Below are 21,811 nucleotides of genomic sequence, written 5' to 3'. Positions count from 1 at the left end.
CCGGCCGACGACGCGACTAGCGTGACCGGGGTGACCCGTGCCTCCGTCGACTCCCCCGCCGGGCCCGACTCCCCCGCCGGGCCCGCCGCGGCCGCCCCGCGCTACCTCGGGGTCGACCTCGCCTGGCGCGACTCGACGCCGGGGCGGCCCGCGAACGAGACCGGCCTCGCCGTCGTCGCGGCCGACGGCACCGTGCTCGACGCGGGCTGGGCGCGCGGCGTCGACGCCGTCGAGGAGTGGGTGCTGCGCTGGGCGACCCCCGGCTCGGTGGTCGCCATCGACGCGCCGGTCCTCGTGCCGAACGCGACCGGCATGCGCGCGAGCGAGCGCGAGGTCTCGCGGTCGTACGGCCGGTGGCACGTGGCGGCGAACGCGAGCAGCGCCTCCCTGCCCTGGCTCGGCGGTCGCGACCTCGGCGAGCGCCTCGAGCGCGCCGGCCTCGTGCTCGACGACGGCGTGCAGCCCGTGCCCGAGGGCCGCACCAGCTACTTCGAGTGCTACCCGTACACGACGCTCGTGGGGGCGGCCGAGCTCGGCTACGACGAGCGGCGGCCGCGCTACAAGCGGCCCGACACGACGCTCCCGCCGGAGGCGCGGCGCGAGGCCCGAGCAGCGGTCTGCGACGACCTGCTGCGCCGGCTGGGCACGCTCTCGGCCGCCTCCCCGGCGCTGGAGCTGCGCTCGCACCCGGTGTCGCGCCTCCTGCTCGACGAGCCGTCGCCGCTCGTCGACCGGGCCTACAAGCACCGCGAGGACCTGCTCGACGCCCTGCTCTGCGCGTGGACGGCGTCGCTGCGGGCGCAGGCCCCGGGTCGGCTGCAGGTGCTGGGGCACGCGACCGAGCCGGATGCGCGGGGGCGTCGCGCCACGATCCTCACGCCGTGCCGCGACGAGCAACGTCGGCAGCCGGCGCCGCAGCCGCTGCGGGGGCACCCGGTCGCCGCGGCGGGCGCGCCGGGCACCCCGTCCGGGCCGCGGGGCGGCGTCACCGTGCGGCCCACGGTCGCGGACGACTGGCGGGAGGTGCGCGACCTCCGGCTCGAGATGCTCGCCGACACCCCGCGGGCGTTCGGCGAGACGCTGGCCGCCGCACAGCCCCTCGACGAGCAGGCCTGGCGGCTGCGGGCGGCACGGGGCACCTCGGCGACCGGGGTCTTCCTGGCCGCGGTCGACGAGGCCGACGGCCGCTGGCTCGGCACCATGGGCGGGTACCTGCCCGAGCCCGGGCACCCCGTGCTCGTCGGCGTCTACGTCACGCCGACGTCGCGGGGCGCCGCCGCCGGGGTGGCCGACGCGCTGCTCGACGGCGTCGTCGAGTGGGCGAGGGGGCACGGCGACGCGCTGTTCCTCCAGGTGCACGAGGCCAACGACCGGGCGATCGCGTTCTACCGTCGCCGCGGCTTCGCCCCGACCGGCGCGACCTCGCCCTACCCCCTCGACCCGACCGCCCTCGAGCGGGAGCTGCGCCTGCCGCTACAGTGAGCCCGACGACGCCCGGCGGGGGCGTCGCGTCAGCCGGACCGGGGGGGCCACGATGGCCGAGAGCAGCTACGACTACTTCTTCAGCGGGCCGCACGACGCGGCGCGGCACCTGATCGACTCGACGGTCCAGGCCCAGGGCTTCGCCCTCGAGGCGACGCCGAACGGCACGACCAAGGCCGTCCGCGGCAACCTCGCCACGACGCTGCTGTTCGGCGGGCTGGCCGGCAAGGGGTTCCACGTCACGCTCTGGCTCGCCTACTTCGTCGACGACCAGGGCCGGCTCGTCGCCCGCATCTCGCGCGACCTCGGGACGGCCGCCGTCAAGGGCGGCGCGATCGGCGCCTCCAAGGCGCACTCGGCCTTCGTCGACGTCGCCACCGCGCTCGGCCACGCCGCCGCGGCGAGCGCCGGCCACGTCGAGGGCGGCACGCCGCAGCGCTGACGGACGGCGCGTCGTCGGCCCCGCGCCGGGCCGGACGCGACACCGCACCGGGCCTGACGACCCGACCTCAGCGCGGGGCCAGCGTCACCCGACGTCGCCGTCGACGTACAGCCAGCGGCGGCCGTCCGGGCCGCCCACGTCGCCCGGCACCTGCTCACGGACGAACCGGCTGACCTCGTGCAGCACCCCGGCGCCGTCGGCCGAGCGGTGGTGCGCCGCGAACTCGACCACGCCGTCGTCGTCGAACGGGCCCCCGGCGCGGGTGCCGAGCACGTCGAGCCGGTACCACCGGGTGCCGGGGTCGAGCTCGAGGTCGCCCGGCCGGGTCGAGGGGTGCCAGGTCGCGAGCAGCCACGCCTCGTCGTGCAGGGCGAACGCGGTGAAGCGGCTGCGCATGAGGCGCTCGGCGGTCGGGGCGGGCCGCTCGCCGCGGAGCAGTGGCCCGCAGCAGGCCCCGAAGGTCTCGCCGCTCAGGCAGGGGCAGCGGGTGGCGTCGTCCATGGCGACCATCCTGCCGCGTCGGCGGCCACCCGACCGCGGCCCGACCCGCGCCTCCCCCGTCCCGGGGCTCCCCGAACTGGGCGTCGCCCGGGAGCCCGCTGTGCTGCCACGCTGGGCGCATGTTCCCCGACGACCGTGCCGCCCGCCCCGTGCACGAGCCCGCGCTCGTGTTCGCGCACGTGCGCGCCCGGCTCGACGGCGCCGCGGCCCTCGACGGCGACCGCACCCGGGCGGGGGCGCTCGCCCGTCGCGCGCACCTGCCCCGGCTCTCCGCGGCGAGGACGGCCCGCACCCTGGCCGCGAACGGCTTCCGCACCGACGCCGGCGACCTCGTGCTCGCCGCCGACCTCAAGCGCGACGGCACCGTGCTGACCGACTTCACCGGCACGATCCTGCTCGAGTCCCTCTCGCTCGGCCGCCGCTTCTACGGCCTCTGGGTCGAGCCGACCGCGCCGACCCCCGACCAGTGGGCGAGCGTCACCGGCATGTTCGACCGCCTCGGCCGCCTGCTCGACGCGCGGCTCTGCCCTGTCGACGAGCTCAGCTCCTAGCCACGCCCCGCAGCGCGCGCAGCACGCACGCCCCGCCCGCAGCACGCCCCCGGCAGTACGCTCCCCCCATGTACGCCCTGCCCGCGGGAGCGCTCCGCCTCGTCCACCTCAGCGACACCCACCTCTCCGGCGACGGCAGCCTGCACCAGGGGGTCGTCGACACGACCGCGGCGCTCGACCGCGTCCTCGCCGAGGCCGACCGGGTCGAGGGGGTGCGGCTGCTCGTGGGCTCGGGCGACCTGTCGGACGACGGCACCCGCGACTCCTACGCCCTGCTGCGCGGGCGCCTCGAGACGTGGGCGGGCCGTCGTGACGCCGCGGTCGTGCTGGCCCCGGGCAACCACGACGTGCGCGAGGGCTTCGGCGCCGTGCTCGGCGACGGGCACGGCGGGTCGGCGCCCGACTCCGTCGAGGTGCCGATCGACGGGGTGACCGACCTCGACGGGTGGCGCGTGGTGACGCTCGACACCTCGGTGCCGCGCGCGGGCTGGGGCTCGCTCCGCCCCGCGCAGCTCGCCTGGCTCGGCGAGCTGCTGGCGACGCCGGCCGAGCGCGGCACCGTGCTCGTGCTGCACCACCCGCCCGTGCCGGCACCGACGACGCTGCACGAGTCGCTGGCACTGCAGGCCCCGGAGGCGCTGGGCGCGGTGGTCGAGGGAACGGACGTCCGCGTCGTCCTGGCCGGGCACTACCACCACCACATCGTCGGCTCGCTGGCCGGGGTGCCCGTGCTCGTGGCGCCGGGCGTGACGAACGAGACCGACGTCGCGGCGCCCCACGGCACCGAGCGGGCGGTGCGGGGCTCGGCCTTCCTCGTCGTCGACGTGCTGGCCGAGGGCCCGGTGCGCTCGACCGTGGTGCGGGCGCACGCCCGCGGCGACGGCGAGGAGGTCTTCGTGCTCGACGAGGAGGCGGTGCGCCGCATCGCCGCGGAGGCCGGCCCGGCCGCTCCGCCGCGCTGAGCACCCGCGCGCAGGCCGTGCTCCGGCCCGCGCCGCGCCCAGGCGCCCCGGCGTACGCTCGACGCAGCACCCGGGGGCCGTCGTCGCCCCCGCCCCGGACAGGAAGAGAGCCCGCATGCGCGTGGTCGTCATCGGAGCCACGGGCAACCTGGGCACCGCCCTGCTGACCCGGCTCCAGGCCGAGCCCGAGGTGACCGAGCTCGCGGGCGTCGCCCGCCGGGCGCCCCGCACCGCCTCGCCGCCCTACGGGGGCGTCGCCTGGTTCTCGATCGACGTCGGCGACGACGTCGCGGTGGCGCAGCTCGCGCACGCCTTCGAGGGCGCCGACGCCGTCGTCCACCTGGGCTGGGCCCTGCAGCCCAGCCACGACCGTGACGGCATGTGGCGCACCAACGTGACCGGCACCTCCCACGTCCTCGCCGCGGCGGTGCGCGCCGGCGTGCCGCACGTGCTCGCGGCCTCGTCGGTCGGTGCCTACAGCCGCGGCCCCAAGCGACGCCGCGTCGACGAGACCCACCGGACGAAGGGCGTGCGCCGCTCGAGCTACTCCCGGCAGAAGGCCGCCAACGAGCGCGCGTTCGACGACTTCGAGCGCGAGCACCCGGAGGTGACCCTCACCCGCATGCGCCCCGGCCTGGTCTTCCAGCCGGCCGCCGCGAGCGAGATCGTCGGCCTCTTCCTCGGCCGCTGGGTGCCCACGCGCTGGATGCAGCGCCACCGCCTCCCCTTCCTCCCGCTCGCCCCGCGCTTCGTCTCGCAGGTCGTCCACGCCGACGACGTCGCCGACGCGTTCTGGCGTGCCGTCGACCGACAGGCCGGAGGCGCGTTCAACCTGGCCGCGGAGCCGGTGGTCACCCCGGAGCACGTCGCCGAGGCCTTCGGCACGCGCCTGCTGCCCGTGCCGTACCGCGCGATGCGCGCCCTGGTCTCGGTCACCTGGCTGCTGCGCCTGCAGCCGACGGAGCCGGGCTGGCTCGACATCGCGGCGAAGATCCCGGTCATGTCGACCGACCGTGCGCGCCGCGTGCTCGGCTGGGCGCCGCGGCACAGCTCCGACGCGACGCTCCGCGAGTTCGCCCGCGCGGTCGCCTTCCGCGAATCGCACGACGGCTCGCACCCGCTCAGCGGCTGACGGCGTCGACAGCGGCTGGCGGCTGCTGGTGGCCGCGGCGGCTGGCTGGGCACCACCCGGACGCCCACGGGCGACCGCGGCGTAGCGTCACGGCATGACCAACGACGATCACTCCGAGGGCCTCGACGAGGCGACCGAGACCACCGACGACCCGACGTTCGACAGCCCGCGCAGCGACGGCACGATCCGCGAGATGCAGTCGACCGAGCCGGGCGACTCGCCGGCCATGGACGACGACGAGATCGACTCCGACGCCGTGAAGACCCTGCCGGGCACCGGCGGACCGGACGACGTGGGCGAGATCGAGGTCGATCCCTCCGAGCTCAACCTGTCGGGGGACTCGATCCCGGGGCACCCGAAGCCCGAGTAGGCCGCTGCCAGGCCGGCGTGGCCTGGTGGTCGCGCTGGCCGCTGCATCGCCGCCTGGCCCCGGCTCGTGGTGGTCCCCCACAGGAGACGCCCCTGCGTGTGAAGCTCCGCACCCTGTGGGGAACCACGAGCCGGCCTAGGCGGGCACAGCCCACGGTACGGCGTCGAACTGGGAGCCACCAGGGGTTGCGTACCCCAGAAAAAGCTGATCAGCACCCTTTTTTAGCTAGACGGCCTAACGAGGCTGTCTAGCGACCCACCGGGGCTGCGAGCGGACAGGTGCTCGGCGTGCGGCTCCGGGAGGTCCTGGCCCGACTCGACCCGCGACTCCTATGCTGACGACGTGACCGACTCCCCCGCCTCCGCGCCCGTCCTCGTGCTGATCGACAAGGTCACGGCGGGGGGACCGCCCCTGGCCGAGGGCGAGACGGGCTGGCACGTCGTCGACGCGCACGAGCCCGTCATCGACGTCGCCGACCTCGGCGTGACGCGGGGCGACGGCGTCTTCGAGGGGCTGGGAGTCGCCGACGGCGCGATCCAGGCGCTCGAGCCGCACCTGCGGCGCCTCGCCCGGTCCGCCGCGATGCTCGACCTGCCCGAGCTCGACCTCGACGTGGTCCGCGAGGCCTGCCTGGCCTCGGCGCGGCTGCACGCCCCCGCGCCGTTCCTCCTGCAGAAGCTCGTCGTCACCCGGGGCGTCGAGGGCGGCGACGGCACGCCCACCGCGTGGGTGCGCACCGACGCGATGCCCGACCACTCGCACGAACGCCGCGACGGCATCGCCGTGGTCGCGCTCGACCGCGGCTACCGCCACGACGTCGCGCAGACCTCGCCCTGGCTGCTGCAGGGCGCCAAGACTCTCTCGTACGCCGTCAACAAGAGCGTGCTGCGCGAGGCCGCCCGCCGCGGGGCCGACGACGTGATCTTCGTCAGCAGCGACGGCTACGCGCTCGAGGGCCCCTCGGCGTCGCTGATCGCGCGCTTCGGCGACCGGTTCGTCACGCCGAGCACCGATCAGGGCATCCTCGAGGGCACGACGCAGGCCGCCGTCTTCGAGACGCTCGAGGCCCTCGGCCACAAGACGGCGTACGAGCTGCTGCCGATGGAGAGCGTCCGTGCGGCCGACGCCCTCTGGCTCGCGTCGAGCGGTCGGCAGATCTCGCCGATCTCGTCGCTCGACGGCGTCCCCGTCGCGTTCGACCGCGACTTCTCGCAGGACCTCGCCGACGCGATGGAGGCGCGGCGCGACTAGCGGCGCCTTGCGCCGCGGCGGCCGAGGAGGACGCCGAGCGCGACCATGCCGATCGCGAGGACGAAGTGCAGCCAGTCGTCGGCCGAGTTGAGCGGCACGAAGTTGGCCTGGCTCTCCTTGTCGATGACGAGGCCGTAGATCCAGAGCACGGCGTAGACGACGCCGCCCACGATCAGGTAGAGGCGGGCGCTGCGCACGGCGCGGGCCAGGGCGACGCCGAGCACGCCGAAGAGCAGGTGCACGACGTTGTGCAGCACCGAGACCTGGAAGACCCCGAGCAGCAGGGCTCCCGAGCCGTGGCCGGCGCCGTGCAGCTCGCCGACGTTCGTCGTGAGGCCGGGGATGAACCCGGCCAGCCCCACGACGAGGAAGACGACGCCGACGACGAGCGAGGCCTTCTGCACGGGGGTCTCGGCGAAGCGGTGACGGGCGGTGGTGGTCCGAGCTGAGGTGCTCATGGGGATCTCCTTCGTGGTGGGCCCTGGTGGTCGGTCCCGTCCCATGAAGGCCGCCCGGCCCGGCGGTGTCCGGGCCTTGACAGGGGCGGGGAGCACGGGGCTCGCGCGGGCGAGCGAGCGGACGGACGAGCCCGGAGAGAGTCCGGCCTGAGGCCGACGTGCGGCCCCGGCGAGGCCCCGCGAGGCCCTGCGAGGGTGCCCGGCGTCCGGGCGGGGTACACCGGTATCCACGAAGCGAACGTTCATGGCGCTAACTAGTTTCTCTAGACATCTGCGTGCCACACTCGTCTCGACGCCGATTCACGGCGGCGTCACCAGCCCCGAGTTCCCCTCTAGGCGTTCGCAGGACCGCCAGGAATGAGATGAACATGACCACCCCGCTGCACCCATCCGCCCGCCAGCTCGCCGGCCTCTCGGCCGAGCAGCTCGTCCGCCACGTCCGGTCGCGGGTCGACGTCACGAGCGACAGCTCCTACCTCCGCGACGAGCGTGTGCCCGCCGCCCGCATCCACCCCTACCCCAAGCGTCGCCGCCTGTCGTCGGAGCCGACGACCATCCGCGTCGACGCTGCCCCCGCCGCGGTCGCCGAGCCGACCTACGCGGACTTCCTGCGGCTCGAGACGGCGCGCCAGCTCGCGACCGCGTAGCGGGCCGCCGCACCGCACGACGGAGGGCGGGTGCCCGTCGCCGGGTCGATCTCGATCGACCACGGTGACGTGCACCCGCCCTTCGTCGTGCCCCCTCCGACGACGCGGGGGGCGGGAGCGGAGGCGGGGGCACGGCCACCGGGGTCTCCCCCGGGTGGCCGGCCCGCGCCTCCGGCAGGCCCCTAGGAGGCGCGGCTCCGCAGCAGCGTGAAGCTCGCGTCGCGCACGAGCAGCGTGGTCACCGGGCCCTCGACCACCTGGTCGGGGTCGCTCGAGCTGGCCAGCTCCCACTCGCCGTGGGGCGCCTCGGGCACCTGGAACTCGACGACGCTCGTCGAGCCGTTGGTGAGGAAGGCGAAGGCGTCGGCGTCCTTGTGCGTCAGCACGAACGTGATCGCCTTGTTCTCGCCCTGCTGCCAGTCGCCGCTCGAGAACGAGTGGTCGTCGGCCCGGCGCACCTGCACGTGGTCGTCGCTCTCGACCTCGGGGGCGTAGCGGAACCAGTCGGGGCGCAGCGCGGCGTTCTCGCGACGGAGCGTGATCAGCTCGCGCGTGAACTCGAGCAGCTCCAGGTCGGCCTGCTCCCAGTCGAACCACGAGATCTCGCTGTCCTGGCAGTAGGCGTTGTTGTTGCCGCCCTGGCTGCGCGCGATCTCGTCGCCGCCGAGGATCATCGGCACGCCCGCGCTGACGAGCAGCGTGCCCAGGAAGTTGCGGCGCTGACGGTCGCGGTACGCATTGACGGCGCCGTCGTCGGTCGGGCCCTCGATGCCGCCGTTGAACGACTTGTTGTCGCTCTCGCCGTCCTGGTTGTCCTCGCCGTTGGCCTCGTTGTGCTTCTCCTGGTACATCGTCAGGTCGGCGAGGGTGAACCCGTCGTGGGCCGTGACGAAGTTGACGCTGGAGAGCGGCGAGCGCCGCGAGTCCTCGTAGACGTCGGGGCTGCCGAGCACGCGGTCGGAGAAGGTCGAGAGCACGCCGGGCTCGCCGTTCCAGAACTCGCGGACGTCGTCGCGGAACTTGCCGTTCCACTCCGACCAGTCGGCCGGGAAGCCGCCGACCTGGTAGCCCGCGGTGTCCCAGGGCTCGGCGATCATCTTGACGCTCTTCAGCACCGGGTCCTGGTGGATGAGGGTCAGGAAGGCGCTGTGCTCGCTCGCCTCGCCGCCCTGGCGGGTCAGCGTGGTGGCGAGGTCGAAGCGGAAGCCGTCGACGTGCATCTCGGTCACCCAGTAGCGGAGGCTGTCCATGATGAGGGCGAGCGCGGCGGGGTGGCTGACGTTGAGGCTGTTGCCGGTGCCGGTGGTGTCGAAGTAGGCCGACTCCTCGCCCTCGACGAGGCGGTAGAAGGCCGCGTTGTCGATGCCCTTGAACGACAGGGTCGGGCCCATGTGGTTGCCCTCGGCGGTGTGGTTGTAGACGACGTCCATCCACACCTCGAGGCCGGCCTCGTGGAAGGCCTTGACCATGGCCTTGAACTCGGCGACCTGGCCGCCGCGGGTGCCGGCGGCCTTCGAGGCGTACTCGTCGTGCGGGGCGAAGAAGCCGATGGAGTTGTAGCCCCAGTAGTTGCGGAGGCCCTTCTCCTCGAGGTGGCTGTCCTGCACGAACTGGTGCGTCGGCAGCAGCTCGACGGCGGTGACGCCGAGGTCGGTGAAGTACTTGATCGCGGCGGGGTGCGCGAGGCCCGCGTACGTGCCGCGGATCTCCTCCGGCACCTCGGGGTGCTGGCGCGTGAAGCCCTTCACGTGCACCTCGTAGACGACCGTCTCCTCGAGGGGCGTGAGCGGGCGCTCGTCGTCGCCCCAGTCGAAGCTGCGGTCGGCGATGACGCTGCGCGGCATGGCGGGGGCGGAGTCGGTGGTGTCCATCGTCTCGGGGTCGTCCATGTCGTGGCCGAAGACGGCCTGGCCCCAGTCGAAGGTGCCGTCGAGGGCGGTGGCCCACGGGTCGAGCAGCAGCTTGTGCTCGTTGTGGCGGAGGCCCGCGGAAGGGTCCCAGGGGCCTGCGACACGGAAGCCGTAGCGGCTGCCGACCCGCGCCTCCGGCACGACCGTGTGGAACACGTGGCCGGTGCGCTCGACGAGCTCGGTGCGGTGCTCGGCGCCGGGGGTGCCGTCGGCCGCGTCGTCGTCGAACAGGCAGAACCAGATGTGGTCGGCGGTCTCGGAGTACACGGCGACGTGGGCGCCGCCGCCGTCGAGGGGCGTGACGCCGAGGGGGTAGGGCTTGGAACGAGATGCGGTCATCACTCAGATCTACAGGAGCGCGGGAGGCGCGGGCCAAGCTGAGCGGTCCGCTCGCCCCCCGTACCCCTCGCCCCGCCCCCTCAAACCCGCCCCGCGCCTCCTCGCCCCCCTCCGGTCCTCGTCAAACCCGCGATCGGACATCGCACCCCGGTGCGCACGGGTGCGATGTCCGATCCCGGCTTCTTCCGTGACCCTCCCCAGCCCGGGAGGCGCCTCCCCCGTCCACAGGGCCACTCCCGTCAGCGGCGCTCCCGGCCGCGACTCGCGCACACTCGGGCATGGCCAGTCCCGATCCCACCCAGCTGCCCCTGCTGCGCGTCGCGACCCACGGCGACTCGTCCCGCGAAGCTCGGGCTCTGCGTCGCGGGGCCGAGCGTGGCCTGCTGCACCGCGTGCGCCGAGGCGTCTACGTCGACCTCGCCGACTGGACAGCGTTGGAGGCGCGGGGCAGGCACGTCGTGACGGTCCGTGCCAGCGTGGCCGGGGCGTCCCCGGGCATCGCGGTGTCGCACGAGTCGGCCGTCGCCCTCCATGGGCTCCCGACGGTGGGGCGCCGACTCGATGACATCGTCCGCACGATCGACGAGCACCGGACGACGGTCAAGCGCACGCCGACGTGCCTGGTCCGGCCGGGCCTCCTCACCGACGACGACGTCGTCGAGGTGGCGGGCGTCCGGGCCACCTCGCTGCTGAGGACGGCAGCCGACATGGCCAGGACCGCGTCGTTCGCCGAGGGGGTGCTCTGCGTGGACGCCGTCCTCCGCCGCGTCGTGCTGGGGGGCGAGCACCGCGATGGCCCCGACGTCGACGAGAGGCTGACGCAGGTCCGAGCAGAGCTCGTGTCCCGGGTCGGACCGCCCGGGCACAGGGGCGGGCGCGCGGCGAGGCGCATCATCGCCTTCGCGTCACCGTGGGCCGAGAACGGGGGCGAGTCGCTGCTGCGGATCGCCCTCCATGAGCTGGGAGTCGCGCAGCCCGTCCTCCAGAAGGTCTTCCGCCTGCACGGGCGAGTCGTCGCTCGCGCCGATGTCCAGCTCCCCGACGGGGCCGTGCTCGAGTTCGACGGCATGGAGAAGCTCGTCGACGGTCGCATGCTCGCCGGCCGCTCGACCGCCCAGGCGCTCCGCGAGCAGAAGGCACGTGACCGCGCCCTCCTCGCCCTGCCCGACGTGAGGACGGTCATCCACTGCGACTACGTCGACGTGGTCCGGCCTGAGCAGCTGGCGGAGCTGCTGAGGGCGGGCGGCGTCTCCCTCGATCCCCGGCGGATCCGTGCCGCTGCTCGTGCTGCCCGTGCCAGGTTCGACGGCGTCGGGCCTCGATGAACCTCGTTCCGGACGAAGAACCCGTGCGCGCAGGGGTGTTTTGTCCGATCGCGGNCGGCGGCGGCGGCGGCGGCGGCGGCGGGCTAGCTGACGTGCACGTCGGGGCGGCGGGAGCGGTTCGGCTCGGCGCGGCGGAGCACCTCGCGCGTCACCGGGGCGACCTCGCCGGCGCCCGTGACCAGGAACCGGCCCATGTTCGACAGCGGCCCGCCCTCGGTCCACTCGAAGTAGATGTCGGGCGCGACCCCGGTCTCGTCCCGGATCGCCAGCAGCACCGAGGCGAGTGTGTTCGGCACCGCGCCGCTCGTGACCCGCAGCACCCGGTAGCCGTGCACGACGTGTCCGGTGACGACGAGGTCCTCCTCGAAGTTCGACGAGTCGCCCGGGTGCACCTCGACGAAGATCACGGGCGCCCGCTGCGGGATCCCGCTGTAGCGCCGCTCCGCGGTCAGCTTCTTCTTGTAGATCTCGGCGACCTCGCGACCGGGCTCGTGCGCGATGAGCCGGATCGAGCCGTACTCGTCGGCGTCCTCCCGCACGTACCCCAGGGCCGTGTCGTCGAAGGTGATCGACGTCGCCCGCAGCTGGAACGACCGACGCACCCGCGAGATGAGCGAGACGGCCATGATCCCCACGATGAAGATCGCGGCGATCCGCACGCCGTCGGGCCGCTCGACCACGTTGACGATCGTCGTGTAGACGAAGACGAGCGCGATGGCCCCGAAGCCGATCGTGCGCTTGCGCTGCCGGGCCCGACGGGCCGAGAGCGTGACCGCGACGGAGGCGCTGGTGATCAACACGAGCACGCCCGTCGCGTAGGCCCCGCCCTGGGCGTCGACGTCCGCGTCGAAGACGATGGTGATGACGAACGCGATCACCGTGAAGACCAGGACGAGCGGCCGGACGGCCCGGGCCCACTGCGGAGCCATGCCGTACCGGGGCAGGTAGCGCGGCACCAGGTTCAGCAGCCCGGCCATGGCGGAGGCGCCGGCGAACCAGAGGATGCAGATGGTGCTGACGTCGTAGAGCGTGCCGAAGCCGTTGCCGAGGTACTCGTGCGCCAGGTACGCCAGGGCCCGGCCGTTCGCCGACCCTCCCGACTGGAACTCCTCCTGCGGGATGAGCAGCGTCGTGACGAAGCTCGACAGGATGAGGAACGAGCTCATGATCAGGGCGGCCGTGGTCAGCAGTCGCCGGGCGCCGCGGATGCGCCCGGTGGGCCGCTCGTCCGTGTCGTCGGGGTCGCCGGTGATCTGCGGCATGACCGCGACGCCGGTCTCGAAACCGGAGAGCCCGAGCGCGAGCTTCGGGAAGACGATCAGCGCGATGCCGACCATCACGACCGGGTTGCCGTGCTGAACCGTGAGCGCCTGCCACCAGTTGCCGATCACGACCGTGTTCTCGGCCACGTGGAAGATCGACACGGCGATCACGACGAGGTTCAGCACCAGGAAGACGCCGACCAGCACGACGGCGATGCCGATCGCCTCCTTGAACCCGCGGAGGAAGACCGCCGCGAGGAGGGCGACCAGGAAGAGCGTGATCGGCACCTCGGCTCCGTGGAACCACTCGGGCGTGAAGGGGTTCTCGACCGCGTGCGCCGTGGCGTCGGCCGCCGACAGCGTGATGGTGATCATGAAGTCGGTGGCCGCGAAGCCGAGCAGCACGAGCACGAACAGCTTGCCGCCCCACCAGGGCAGCAGGCGTTCGAGCATCGCGATCGAGCCCTCGCCGCGCGGGCTCTCGCGGGCGACGCGACGGTAGACGGGCAGCGCGCCGAGCAGCGTCAGCACCACGAGCACGATCGTGGCGAGCGGCGACAGGAGGCCCGCCGCGACGGCGGCGATGGCCGGCTGGTAGCCGAGGGTCGAGAAGTAGTCGACGCCGGTGAGGCACATGACGCGCCACCACGAGTGGGTCTTCTCCACCTTCTCGGCGTGCGGGCCCTGGTGGGCGCCGGAGTTCTCGGTCAGGCCGTCGAGCAGCCAGTTCCGGAGGCGCGCGCCGGCCACCGGGGTCGGCTGCGGTTCCAGCGCATCGGCGTCCCTGCCGGACTTCTCGGAGACTGTGGACACGGTCGGACCTCTCGCTCGCGCGGCCTCGGGACGGCGCGCGCACACAACGCTAAGCCCCGGTGGTGCGCCGGGAGCCGAGCGGGCGTGAGGATCGCGTTAGGACTCGGGGCGAGCCTCCCCCGCGGGGGTCTCGTCGGGCAGGAAGCGGTAGCCCATGCCGAGCTCGGTCACGAGGTAGCGCGGAGTCGCCGGCACGGGCTCGAGCTTCTTGCGCAGCTGCGCGAAGTAGAGGCGGAGGTACCCGGTGTCCTTCGCGTGGAACGGCCCCCACACCTGCGTCAGCAGGGTCTCGCGGGTGACGAGCTTGCCCGGGCTCTGCAGCAGCAGCTCGAGCACGCGCCACTCGGTCGGGGTGAGCCGCACCGTCTCGCCGCCCCGGGTGACGGTGGTCGACGAGAGGTCGACCCGCACGTCGCCGAAGGCCACGACGGGGGCGTCGTCGTCGCCGGGAGCGAGCCGCCGCGTGAGCGCCCGGAGCCGCGCCAGCAGCTCCTCCATCGCGAACGGCTTCGTCACGTAGTCGTCGGCGCCCGCGTCGAGCGCCTCGACCTTGTCGGCCGCGTCGGTGCGCCCCGAGACCACGAGGATCGGCACGGTCGACCAGCCGCGGATGCCCGCGATCACCTCGACCCCGTCGAGCCGGGGCATGCCGAGGTCGAGCATCACCAGGTCGGGGCGGTGCGCGACGACCGCGTCGAGCGCCTCGCGGCCGTCGGCCGCGGTGTGGATCTCGTACCCCCGGGCCCCCAGGGTCACCTTGAGCGCCCGCAGGATCTGCGGGTCGTCGTCGGCGATCAGTATCTTCACGGCTCCTCCTCGCCGACCGTACCCGACGCCCGAGCCGCGGCGAGGGCCACCGGCGTAGGGATCCCGTCAGGATCGCCGGGGCCGTCGCCGTCCGGCAGCGAGACGACCATCGTCAGACCGCCGCCCGGGGTGTCGTCGAGGGTGAGCGTGCCCGACATCGCCTCGGTGAAGCCCTTGCTGAGCGCGAGCCCGAGGCCGAGGCCGGTCGCGTTGTCGGTGTCGCCGAGCCGCTGGAACGCCGTCATGATCTCGCCGCGCCGCTCGGGAGGGATGCCCGGCCCCCGGTCGACGACCCGCACCTCCACCCGGTCGGCGAAGCCGCTCGTCGAGATGCGCACCCGCTGCCCCTCCGGCGAGAACCGCAGGGCGTTGTCGAGCAGGTTGACCAGGACCCGCTGCAGCAGCACGCGGTCGGCCCGCACGGGCGGCACGGAAGCCCGCAGGGCGAGCTCGACGTCGGCGGGGCCGAGCCCGAGCTCGTCGAGCGCCCCGAGCACGACCTCGTCGACGTCGACGTCGTCGGTCGAGACGGCGAGGGCGCCGGCCTGCACGCGGCTCACGTCGAGCAGGTTGGTCACGAGGGTGGCGAGCGACTCGAGGCTCTCGTACGCGGTCGAGAGCAGCTCGTCGCGGTCGGCGTCGCTCCAGTCGACGTCGGCCTGGCGCAGCCCGCTGATCGACGCCGTCGCCGCGGCCAGCGGGCGTCGGAGGTCGTGCCCCACGGCGGCGAGCAGGGCGCTCCGCATGCGGTCGACCTCGGCGAGCGGCGCCACCTGGCCGGCCTCGCGGCTCAGGGCGGAGTGCTCGAGCGCCGCCTCGACCTGCGCCGCGACCACCACGAGGAGGCGGCGGTCGGCGGCCTGGAGCCCGCCGCCGGTCAGCTCGAGGGCCGCCCCCGAGCCCGCGGGCAGCGTCGCGATCGAGTCGGAGTCGAGGGGCGGACCAGAGCGCTGGTCGGGGTGCGGAGCCGCCCCGGCGGCCCCGCCCGGGGCGACGGAGGACGCGAGCTCGACGTCGCCCTGCAGCACCCGCACCCGCGTCAGCCCCAGCGCCTCCCGCGTGCGCTCGACGAGCGCCTGCACGGCGTCCTGCCCGCGCAGCACGCTGCCCGAGACGGTGGCGAGCAGCTCGGTCTCGGCCAGGGCCCGCGCCGCCGCCCGGCTGCGCCGGGCTGCCTGGTCGACGACCCAGCTGACCAGCGCGGCGTTGACGACGTAGAGCACCAGCGCGAGGAAGTGCAGGGGCTCGGCGATCGTCAGCTCGTAGACGGGCGCGATGAAGAGGAGGTCGAGCGCCACGCCCGAGAGCAGGGCCGCGACGAGCGCGGGCCAGAGGCCCCCGACGACGGCCACCACGATGACGAGCAGCTGGAAGAGCAGCACGTCGCCCGCGATGCCGTCCTCGCTGCGGTGCCCGACCAGCAGCCACGCCAGCAGCGGGCCGCCGAGCAGAGTGAGGGCGAAGCCGGCGAGGACGCGCCCGCGCGACAGGGCACCGCCGATGCGCGGCAGCGCCCAGCCCCGCCCCGCCGAGCCGTGGTTGACGATGTGCACGTCGATCTGGCCGGACTCGCGGATGACGGTGGCGCCAATGCCCTGGCCCGTGAGCGCCGTCGCGAGGCGCCCCCGCCGGCTGACGCCGATGACCAGCTGCGACGCGTTCGTGCCGCGGGCGAACTCGACGAGGGCCCGGGGCACGTCGTCGCCGACGACCTGGTGGTAGGTGCCGCCGAGCTTCTCGACGAGGGCGCGCTGCGCCGCGAGCGCTCCCGGCACGCCCTGCCGTAGGCCGTCCTGGCTGCTGACGTGCACGGCGATGAGCTCTCCCCCGGCCGACCGCGCGGCGATGCGGGCCGCCCGCCGCACGAGCGTCTCGCCCTCGGCACCGCCGGTGAGCGCGACGACGACCCTCTCTCGCGCCTCCCACGGGCTGTCGATGCCGTGCTCGACCCGGTAGGCCTTCAGGGCGCTGTCGACCTCGTCGGCGAGCCAGAGCAGCGCCAGCTCGCGGAGGGCGGTGAGGTTGCCGAGCCGGAAGTAGTTCGAGAGGGCGGCGTCGACGCGCGAGGCGGGGTAGACGTCGCCCGCCGCCAGGCGGTCGCGCAGCGCCTGGGGCGCGAGGTCGACCACCTCGAGCTGGTCGGCCGACCGGAGGACGGCGTCGGGCACGGTCTCCCGCTGCACCGTGCCGGTGATCTGCTCGACGACGTCGTTGAGCGACTCGATGTGCTGCACGTTGACGGTCGAGATCACGGAGATGCCGGCGTCGAGCAGCACCTGCACGTCACGCCAGCGCTTGTCGTGCGTGCCGCCCGGGGCGTTCGTGTGGGCGAGCTCGTCGACGAGCGCGAGCTGGGGCCGACGGGCGAGCACGCCCTCGAGGTCCATCTCGTCGAGCTCGACGCCGCGGTGCTCGACGACGCGGCGCGGGACGACCTCGAGGTCGCCGAGCACCGAGGCCGTCGCGGCGCGGCCGTGCGTCTCGACGACCGCGACGACGACGTCCTTGCCCTCGTCGCGCAGCCGACGCCCCTCCTCGAGCATCGTGTAGGTCTTGCCCACCCCCGGTGCCGCGCCGAGCAGCACCCGCAGTCGTCCTCGTGTCATGCGCTCAGCATCGCACCCGTGCACGACCGGGGCGTCGGGGGCCCGTCGCGCCGGGGACGACCTCGCGAAGCGTCTGCCTGGGGAGGACGCACGTCGAGCGCTAGGGTCGGCCCATGCGCCCCGGCTCCGTCACGATCGTCTACCGCCTCGTCTTCGCGGCGCTCACCCTCACGGCGGTGGCCGCGCAGTTCCGGGTCACGCTCGTGAACGACTCCTCGATCGCGAACTTCTTCTCGTACTTCACGAACCTCAGCAACCTGCTCGCGACCGTGGTGTTCACGGTCGGGGCGATCAGGGTCGCCCGCGGCACCCCCGACTCCCGCGCCTGGTCGGTTGTGCGGGCCGGCACCGTCGTCGCCATGGTCTTCGTCGGGATCGTCTTCAACGTGCTGCTGGCCGGCCTCGACGTGGGGGCCCTCGTGCCGTGGGTCAACGTCGTGGTGCACATGCTGATGCCGGTGGCGGTGCTGGTCGACTGGGTCGTGTGGCCTCCCGAGCGGCGCCTGCCCTGGTGGGCGGCCGCGGTCTGCCTCGTCTATCCGGTCGTCTACAGCGTGTACTCGCTCGTCCGCGGAGCGGTCATCGGGTTCTGGCCGTACCCGTTCTACGACCCGTCGGCAGTCGGCGGGGCGGGCGGAGTCGCGCTCTACCTGGTGGTGCTGGTCGTCGCCCTGGCGGTGCTGGCGACGCTGGTCGTGCTCGTCGGCCGCCGCCGCCGGATGAGCACCACGCCGACGCCCTGAGCACGGCCACCCTCGACACGGACACCCTGGACACGACCACCGTGAACGAAGGAAAGCCCCGGTCGGCACCTGGCGAGAGGTGGTCGATCGGGGCTTTCCAGCGGAGCCGGTGGGATTTGAACCCACGGTTCCCACAAAGGGAACTCCACCTTAGCAGGGTGGTGCACTAGGCCGAACTATGCGACGGCTCCTCGAGCGCTGCGTCGTGGACGACAGCGCGCACCGACGATCATAGCGGGCCGAGCGCGATCTGCCGAACCGCGCCTCCCGCACCGCGTGCCCCACCGCTCGACGGCCGGCCGGGGCCGTGGTCTCTCACCCGCGATTCACCCGCAAGCCCCCCTCCTGGGGGCCACGACCGGCTTGTCCGCCATTATGCGGACACATAGAGTACCCCTGACGCCGACGACGGCGGAGGTGCGGCAGCTCGACAGCACGAGCTCGTCCACCCCTTGCCGGACACTCCCCCGCTGCCCGAGCGCGTCAGCGTGCCACCCCGACTCCGCGAGCGTACCCGACGCCCGCGGTGGGCACACCCCCGCCGACAGCGACGTCGACTCCGTCCCCCTGCGGCGCCGAACCCCTGATCCCGGCGCCGCAGGGCCCCTCATGCGTGCCGGTTCGGGCCGCCGCGTGAGACCCGGGTCGTCCCGGCGAGCTGGTTACTCGCCGGGACGACTTCCCGGGCAGGCCACGGCCCGCGCTAGTTGCCGAAGCCCACCGAGCACGTCTGGTCGGCCGCCGTCTGGCCCGTGAGCCCGCTGATGACCTCGGCGGGCACCGCCGGCGCCGCGGGAGCCGTCGTCTCCGCGGGGGCCGTCGTCTCGGCGGGAGCTGAGGGAGTCGCGGTGTCGGCGGGCGCCGGAGCCGCGGCACCCGGGTCCACCGGAGCGGCCGTCCCGGTCGTCTCCGACCCGATCCCCGTGCTGCCCTCGGGGATGGCGAACGGGACGTCGGCCCGGATGGCGTCGAACAGCTGCGTGGCCACCGAGGTGGTCGGCTGCACCTTGCCGGCGTAGACGCCCCTGCCGTCGGTCGTGCCCGGGTACTGCACGAAGTTCACGGCGTCGAGCGGGAGGTCCTTCAGGGCACTGCCGATCTGGACCATGGTGGTCACGTCGGTGAGCCCTTCCGAGAGGGTCATGTTGCTCGCTGCGGCGCGGGCCAGCGAGTAGAGCTTCGTGGGGTCGCCCAGCGTGTCGGCGCTCTTGACGGTGCGCAGCAACGACGACAGGTACACCTGCTGGCTGCTGATGCGGCCGAGGTCGGAGCCGTCGCCGACGCCGTGCCGGGTACGGAGGAAGGCCAGGGCGTCCGCTCCGGACAGCACGGTCTCGCCGGCGGGGATGTTGAGCCCCGTGTAGCGGTCGGTGATCGGGGTCGCGGCGCAGACGGGCACGCCCCCGACGGCGTTCGACATCTCGATGACGCCGTTGAACGAGATCATCCCCGCGAAGGGGATGTCGAGGCCGGTGAGCGACGAGACCGTCGAGACGACGCAGCTCAGGCCGCCGTACGACCAGGCCTCGTTGATCGGCCGGGCCGCCATCGCCGAGTAGTAGCCGCTGCCGTCCTCGCGGGCGCAGGCCGGGATGGGCACGACCATGTCGCGCGGGATGCTCACGGCCGTCGCGTTGGAGTGGTCGGCGGAGACGTGGAGCAGGATGTTCACGTCGTTCAACGTGGCGTCGCGCTCCCCGAACGCCGAGGAGTCCTGGGAGGCGTCGTTGTCGGTGCCGACGACGAGGATGTTGAAGCCGCCCTCGTAGGCCGCGATCGAGGGCACCTCGGGGGCCTTGGTCTCTCCCTTGGCCGCGGGCAGGGCGACGCCCTCGCCGAGGTCGCTCTTCACCTGGTACGCCGCGATGGCGCCGACGGAGGCCCCGCTGACCAGCACGACGGCGAGCGCCCCCGCGAGGATCTTCGCGACGCCGCCGACCGGCCCGCCCGAGCGCAGGCGGCCGTGGCGCGCGATGCCGGTCGAGCCCGACCTCGCGGCTCGCCGCGAGAGGTGCGCCGTCTCGGTGGCCTGCCCGGTCGTGGTGCGGCTCCGACCCGCGCCGTGGCCCCCGGTCGCGCGGTCGCGTCTCGGGGAGCGGTCACGTCGGTCACGTCGGTCTCGTCGGTCGCGGGGATCGCTCACGCAGGGTCCTCTCGGTCGTCGCGGGCACGCGGCCCGGGCGCTCACGAGGAGGCCGGCGGCGCCCGTGCGATGGGCGGGCAGAAGGCATTGTAGACAGAGCGCCCTAGGTGCCCGCCACAGGAACGGACCGGCGCAGCCCCTCACTGGGGGTGCCGCACCGCGGAGGCCGACCCCGTCGACGAGAGGCGGCCGACGGCCCTGCGCCGGTCCGCCCGGACGCACGCGGGAGCCGGGGCCCCGCCTAGAGTGGGGAGTCGACCTGCCGGAGGGACGACATGGGCGACGACCGCAGCCGTGACCTGAGCGGAGCCCTCCTGGGCGACCGCTACCGACTCGACGGCGTCCTCGGGCGCGGGGGCATGGCCACCGTCTACCGCGCCGTCGACACGGCTCTCCGGCGCCCGGTGGCGCTGAAGCTGCTCGCGCCGAACAGCGGCGACGCCGACGACCTGCGGCGGGCGCACTCCGAGATCGACCTGCTCGCCTCGCTCGAGCACCACGCCCTCGTGACCCTCTACGACGCCGACGTCGCGGTCGTCGACGGCGACGAGCGCCCCTACCTCGTCATGCAGCTCGTCGACGGCCCCACGCTCGACCGGCGCCTGCACGACGGCCCCGTCGCGGGCGACGAGGTGCAGCGCATGGCCGCCGACCTCGCCGAGGCCCTCCACGTCGTCCACTCCGCCGGCATCGTGCACCGCGACCTCAAGCCGGGCAACGTGCTGCTGGCGCCGTCGCCCGTCCCGGGCCAGGAGTTCCGCGCGCTGCTCGCCGACTTCGGCATCGCCCAGCTCAGCGGGGCCACCCGCCTCACGGCGCCGGGCTCCGTGCTCGGCACCGCCGCCTACCTCAGCCCGGAGCAGGCCCTCGGCGGCGAGGTCGGCACGGCCTCCGACATCTGGTCGCTCGGCCTCGTGCTGCTCGAGGTCGTCACGGGCCGCCGTGAGTTCCCGGGCACGCTGATGGAGTCGCTGAGCGCGCGCCTCAGCCGCGACCCGGTCGTGCCGGCGTCGGTCGGCGCCGACTGGCAGGCCCTGCTCACCGCGATGACGGCGCGCGACCCGGCGGCCCGCCCGACCGCCCTCGACGTGCTGCGGGAGGCGCGCGGTGCGGCCGCGCCCGTCGTGGCCACGGGAGCGGGTGCCGGAGGCGCGGTGGCGGCCCCCGGGGCGACCGGCGACGGGCGCGGGGCCGGCGGCGCTGCCGTGGCGGGCCTCGCCGCCGGTGCCGGCCTCGCCGCGGGTGCCGGTGCCGCAGCCGGGGCCACCGGAGCAGGAGCCGGCGCCGGCGCAGACCAGCCGACCGGCACGATGCCCGCCGGCGACGCCCCCACCGCCCGCTTCCCCGTCGGGGGCTCCCCGACGGCCCGTCTCGACCCGGCGGCCGGGGCCGGCGACGCTCCGACTCGGGCGCTGCCGTCGGACGACGCCCCCACGCGACGCTTCGCGCCTGCCGGATCGGCCGGGGTCGCCGCGGGGGCCGGGGCCGCCGCGGCCGCCGGGGCCGCGACCTCACCGCTCGGGTCGACCCGCGCCTCCTCGGGGGCCGCGCGCAGCAGCGGCGACGACGAGCGACCGGGCCGCCGTCGCGTGCTGGTCGGCGTGGTCGTCGCGGTCGTGCTGCTCGCCGTGCTGGCCGCCGTGGCCCTCGCCCTCGGGGCAGGGCGTGGGAGCGACCCCGCCGGTGACCCGACCGCCCCGGTCGAGACGACCGAGACCAGCCCGGAGCCGAGCGTCGCCCCGACCGAGGAGGCTCCCGCCGAGGAGTCGCCGAGCACGGAGCCCACCGTCGCCCCGGCCCCCGCGCCGGAGACGACGGCGCCCGCCCCGTCGGAGGAGGAGCCGGACGAGGACGAGAACGAGCCCGACGAGGACGAGGGCGGGCCCGGGCAGGCGACGCCGCCGTCGGGCACCGTGCCCGGCCAGGGCACCGGCACCGGCAACGGCAACGGCAAGCCCACCGGCGCCGGCGCCGCCGTTCCCGGGGTCGACGCCACGGTCGTCACCGGCCCCGGCAACGGCAACGGCAAGGGCAAGGGCCCCGGCACCGCGACCGACTGAGCCCGCC

General features: G+C 74.4%; 18 protein-coding genes and 1 tRNA gene. 11 read left to right on the top strand and 8 right to left on the bottom strand.

Annotated elements, in window-relative coordinates:
- Positions 1-30: 30 nt before the first annotated feature.
- Positions 31-1,482, top strand: a complete 1,452-nt coding sequence (locus ASF82_RS15395; RefSeq protein ID WP_162240242.1) for a GNAT family N-acetyltransferase — start codon at positions 31-33, stop codon at positions 1,480-1,482.
- 52 nt (positions 1,483-1,534) lie between these two features.
- Entirely contained in the window at positions 1,535-1,924 is a 390-nt protein-coding gene (locus ASF82_RS00765; protein WP_056052126.1) for a hypothetical protein, read from the top strand.
- An 84-nt stretch (positions 1,925-2,008) separates the two neighbouring features.
- On the opposite strand, the gene ASF82_RS00760 is transcribed toward ASF82_RS00765, so the two are convergent.
- On the bottom strand, positions 2,009-2,425 hold the full coding sequence (locus ASF82_RS00760; protein ID WP_056052123.1) for a YchJ family protein: 417 nt from the start codon (positions 2,423-2,425) through the stop codon (positions 2,009-2,011).
- 119 nt (positions 2,426-2,544) lie between these two features.
- Between ASF82_RS00760 and ASF82_RS00755 the strand changes: the two genes are divergently transcribed.
- The 5 genes from ASF82_RS00755 to ASF82_RS00735 all read left to right on the top strand — a co-directional run bounded on the left by ASF82_RS00755 (position 2,545) and on the right by ASF82_RS00735 (position 6,691).
- On the top strand, positions 2,545-2,976 hold the full coding sequence (locus tag ASF82_RS00755; protein ID WP_056052120.1) for a hypothetical protein: 432 nt from the start codon (positions 2,545-2,547) through the stop codon (positions 2,974-2,976).
- Positions 2,977-3,044: 68 nt separating this feature from the next.
- Entirely contained in the window at positions 3,045-3,938 is an 894-nt protein-coding gene (locus ASF82_RS00750) for a metallophosphoesterase (protein WP_056052118.1), read from the top strand.
- A gap of 115 nt (positions 3,939-4,053) precedes the next feature.
- Entirely contained in the window at positions 4,054-5,070 is a 1,017-nt protein-coding gene (locus ASF82_RS00745) for an NAD-dependent epimerase/dehydratase family protein (protein WP_056052115.1), read from the top strand.
- 94 nt (positions 5,071-5,164) lie between these two features.
- A complete protein-coding gene (locus tag ASF82_RS00740; protein ID WP_056052112.1) occupies positions 5,165-5,440 on the top strand; it encodes a hypothetical protein in 276 nt (91 codons plus the stop codon).
- A gap of 342 nt (positions 5,441-5,782) precedes the next feature.
- Entirely contained in the window at positions 5,783-6,691 is a 909-nt protein-coding gene (locus ASF82_RS00735) for an aminodeoxychorismate lyase (RefSeq protein ID WP_082514145.1), read from the top strand.
- On the opposite strand, the gene ASF82_RS00730 is transcribed toward ASF82_RS00735, so the two are convergent.
- Entirely contained in the window at positions 6,688-7,149 is a 462-nt protein-coding gene (locus ASF82_RS00730) for a DUF4383 domain-containing protein (RefSeq protein WP_082514142.1), read from the bottom strand. The two genes, ASF82_RS00735 and ASF82_RS00730, sit on opposite strands and share 4 nt — an antisense overlap.
- 368 nt (positions 7,150-7,517) lie before the next feature.
- Here ASF82_RS00730 and ASF82_RS00725 point away from each other — a divergent pair, with 368 nt between their 5' ends.
- Complete coding sequence (locus tag ASF82_RS00725) at positions 7,518-7,796, top strand: hypothetical protein (protein ID WP_156369866.1); 279 nt, start codon at positions 7,518-7,520, stop codon at positions 7,794-7,796.
- Positions 7,797-7,978: 182 nt separating this feature from the next.
- Here the strand turns inward: ASF82_RS00725 and glgX are convergent, their stop codons facing one another.
- Complete coding sequence (glgX, locus tag ASF82_RS00720) at positions 7,979-10,045, bottom strand: glycogen debranching protein GlgX (protein ID WP_056052104.1); 2,067 nt, start codon at positions 10,043-10,045, stop codon at positions 7,979-7,981.
- Positions 10,046-10,323: 278 nt separating this feature from the next.
- Here glgX and ASF82_RS00715 point away from each other — a divergent pair, with 278 nt between their 5' ends.
- The gene (locus ASF82_RS00715; protein WP_056052101.1) at positions 10,324-11,370 is read left to right on the top strand and encodes a hypothetical protein; all 1,047 of its coding nucleotides are present in this window, start codon (positions 10,324-10,326) and stop codon (positions 11,368-11,370) included.
- Between the two features lie 83 nt (positions 11,371-11,453).
- Here ASF82_RS00715 and ASF82_RS00710 read toward each other — a convergent pair whose 3' ends face one another.
- The 3 genes from ASF82_RS00710 to ASF82_RS00700 all read right to left on the bottom strand — a co-directional run bounded on the left by ASF82_RS00710 (position 11,454) and on the right by ASF82_RS00700 (position 16,858).
- On the bottom strand, positions 11,454-13,403 hold the full coding sequence (locus ASF82_RS00710) for an APC family permease (RefSeq protein ID WP_056055491.1): 1,950 nt from the start codon (positions 13,401-13,403) through the stop codon (positions 11,454-11,456).
- Between the two features lie 138 nt (positions 13,404-13,541).
- Positions 13,542-14,252 carry a response regulator gene (locus tag ASF82_RS00705; protein WP_056052098.1) on the bottom strand — a complete coding sequence of 237 codons (711 nt, stop codon included), beginning with the start codon at positions 14,250-14,252 and terminating at the stop codon, positions 13,542-13,544.
- The gene (locus ASF82_RS00700) at positions 14,249-16,858 is read right to left on the bottom strand and encodes an ATP-binding protein (RefSeq protein WP_082514139.1); all 2,610 of its coding nucleotides are present in this window, start codon (positions 16,856-16,858) and stop codon (positions 14,249-14,251) included. The genes ASF82_RS00705 and ASF82_RS00700 overlap by 4 nt, the downstream gene beginning before the upstream one ends.
- A 113-nt stretch (positions 16,859-16,971) precedes the next feature.
- Here ASF82_RS00700 and ASF82_RS00695 point away from each other — a divergent pair, with 113 nt between their 5' ends.
- A complete protein-coding gene (locus ASF82_RS00695; protein WP_056052094.1) occupies positions 16,972-17,601 on the top strand; it encodes a Pr6Pr family membrane protein in 630 nt (209 codons plus the stop codon).
- A gap of 101 nt (positions 17,602-17,702) precedes the next feature.
- On the opposite strand, the gene ASF82_RS00690 is transcribed toward ASF82_RS00695, so the two are convergent.
- Together ASF82_RS00690 and ASF82_RS00685 are read right to left on the bottom strand one after the other, a co-directional pair.
- Positions 17,703-17,792, bottom strand: a tRNA-Ser gene (locus ASF82_RS00690).
- 512 nt (positions 17,793-18,304) lie between these two features.
- Positions 18,305-19,744 (bottom strand): LCP family protein, encoded by a 1,440-nt coding sequence (locus tag ASF82_RS00685; RefSeq protein ID WP_235491119.1) that lies wholly within the window; start codon positions 19,742-19,744, stop codon positions 18,305-18,307.
- Positions 19,745-20,019: 275 nt separating this feature from the next.
- On the opposite strand from ASF82_RS00685, the gene ASF82_RS00680 reads away from it, so the two are divergent.
- Positions 20,020-21,804, top strand: a complete 1,785-nt coding sequence (locus tag ASF82_RS00680) for a serine/threonine-protein kinase (protein WP_056052091.1) — start codon at positions 20,020-20,022, stop codon at positions 21,802-21,804.
- Positions 21,805-21,811: the final 7 nt, after the last annotated feature.

Source organism: Frigoribacterium sp. Leaf164 (assembly GCF_001423665.1).
Lineage (GTDB): Bacteria > Actinomycetota > Actinomycetes > Actinomycetales > Microbacteriaceae > Frigoribacterium > Frigoribacterium endophyticum.
This window is presented reverse-complemented; position numbering and strand designations above follow the sequence as displayed.

What these genes read in the sequence shown, in the direction of transcription:
- glgX (WP_056052104.1), bottom strand. Translation starts at nt 10,045, where the DNA reads ATGACCGCATCTCGTTCCAAGCCCTACCCCCTCGGCGTCACGCCCCTC.
- ASF82_RS00765 (WP_056052126.1), top strand. Translation starts at nt 1,535, where the DNA reads ATGGCCGAGAGCAGCTACGACTACTTCTTCAGCGGGCCGCACGACGCG.
- ASF82_RS00760 (WP_056052123.1), bottom strand. Translation starts at nt 2,425, where the DNA reads ATGGACGACGCCACCCGCTGCCCCTGCCTGAGCGGCGAGACCTTCGGG.
- ASF82_RS00745 (WP_056052115.1), top strand. Translation starts at nt 4,054, where the DNA reads ATGCGCGTGGTCGTCATCGGAGCCACGGGCAACCTGGGCACCGCCCTG.
- ASF82_RS00700 (WP_082514139.1), bottom strand. Translation starts at nt 16,858, where the DNA reads ATGACACGAGGACGACTGCGGGTGCTGCTCGGCGCGGCACCGGGGGTG.
- ASF82_RS00725 (WP_156369866.1), top strand. Translation starts at nt 7,518, where the DNA reads ATGACCACCCCGCTGCACCCATCCGCCCGCCAGCTCGCCGGCCTCTCG.
- ASF82_RS00730 (WP_082514142.1), bottom strand. Translation starts at nt 7,149, where the DNA reads ATGAGCACCTCAGCTCGGACCACCACCGCCCGTCACCGCTTCGCCGAG.
- ASF82_RS00740 (WP_056052112.1), top strand. Translation starts at nt 5,165, where the DNA reads ATGACCAACGACGATCACTCCGAGGGCCTCGACGAGGCGACCGAGACC.
- ASF82_RS00680 (WP_056052091.1), top strand. Translation starts at nt 20,020, where the DNA reads ATGGGCGACGACCGCAGCCGTGACCTGAGCGGAGCCCTCCTGGGCGAC.
- ASF82_RS00755 (WP_056052120.1), top strand. Translation starts at nt 2,545, where the DNA reads ATGTTCCCCGACGACCGTGCCGCCCGCCCCGTGCACGAGCCCGCGCTC.
- ASF82_RS00715 (WP_056052101.1), top strand. Translation starts at nt 10,324, where the DNA reads ATGGCCAGTCCCGATCCCACCCAGCTGCCCCTGCTGCGCGTCGCGACC.
- ASF82_RS00750 (WP_056052118.1), top strand. Translation starts at nt 3,045, where the DNA reads ATGTACGCCCTGCCCGCGGGAGCGCTCCGCCTCGTCCACCTCAGCGAC.
- ASF82_RS00695 (WP_056052094.1), top strand. Translation starts at nt 16,972, where the DNA reads ATGCGCCCCGGCTCCGTCACGATCGTCTACCGCCTCGTCTTCGCGGCG.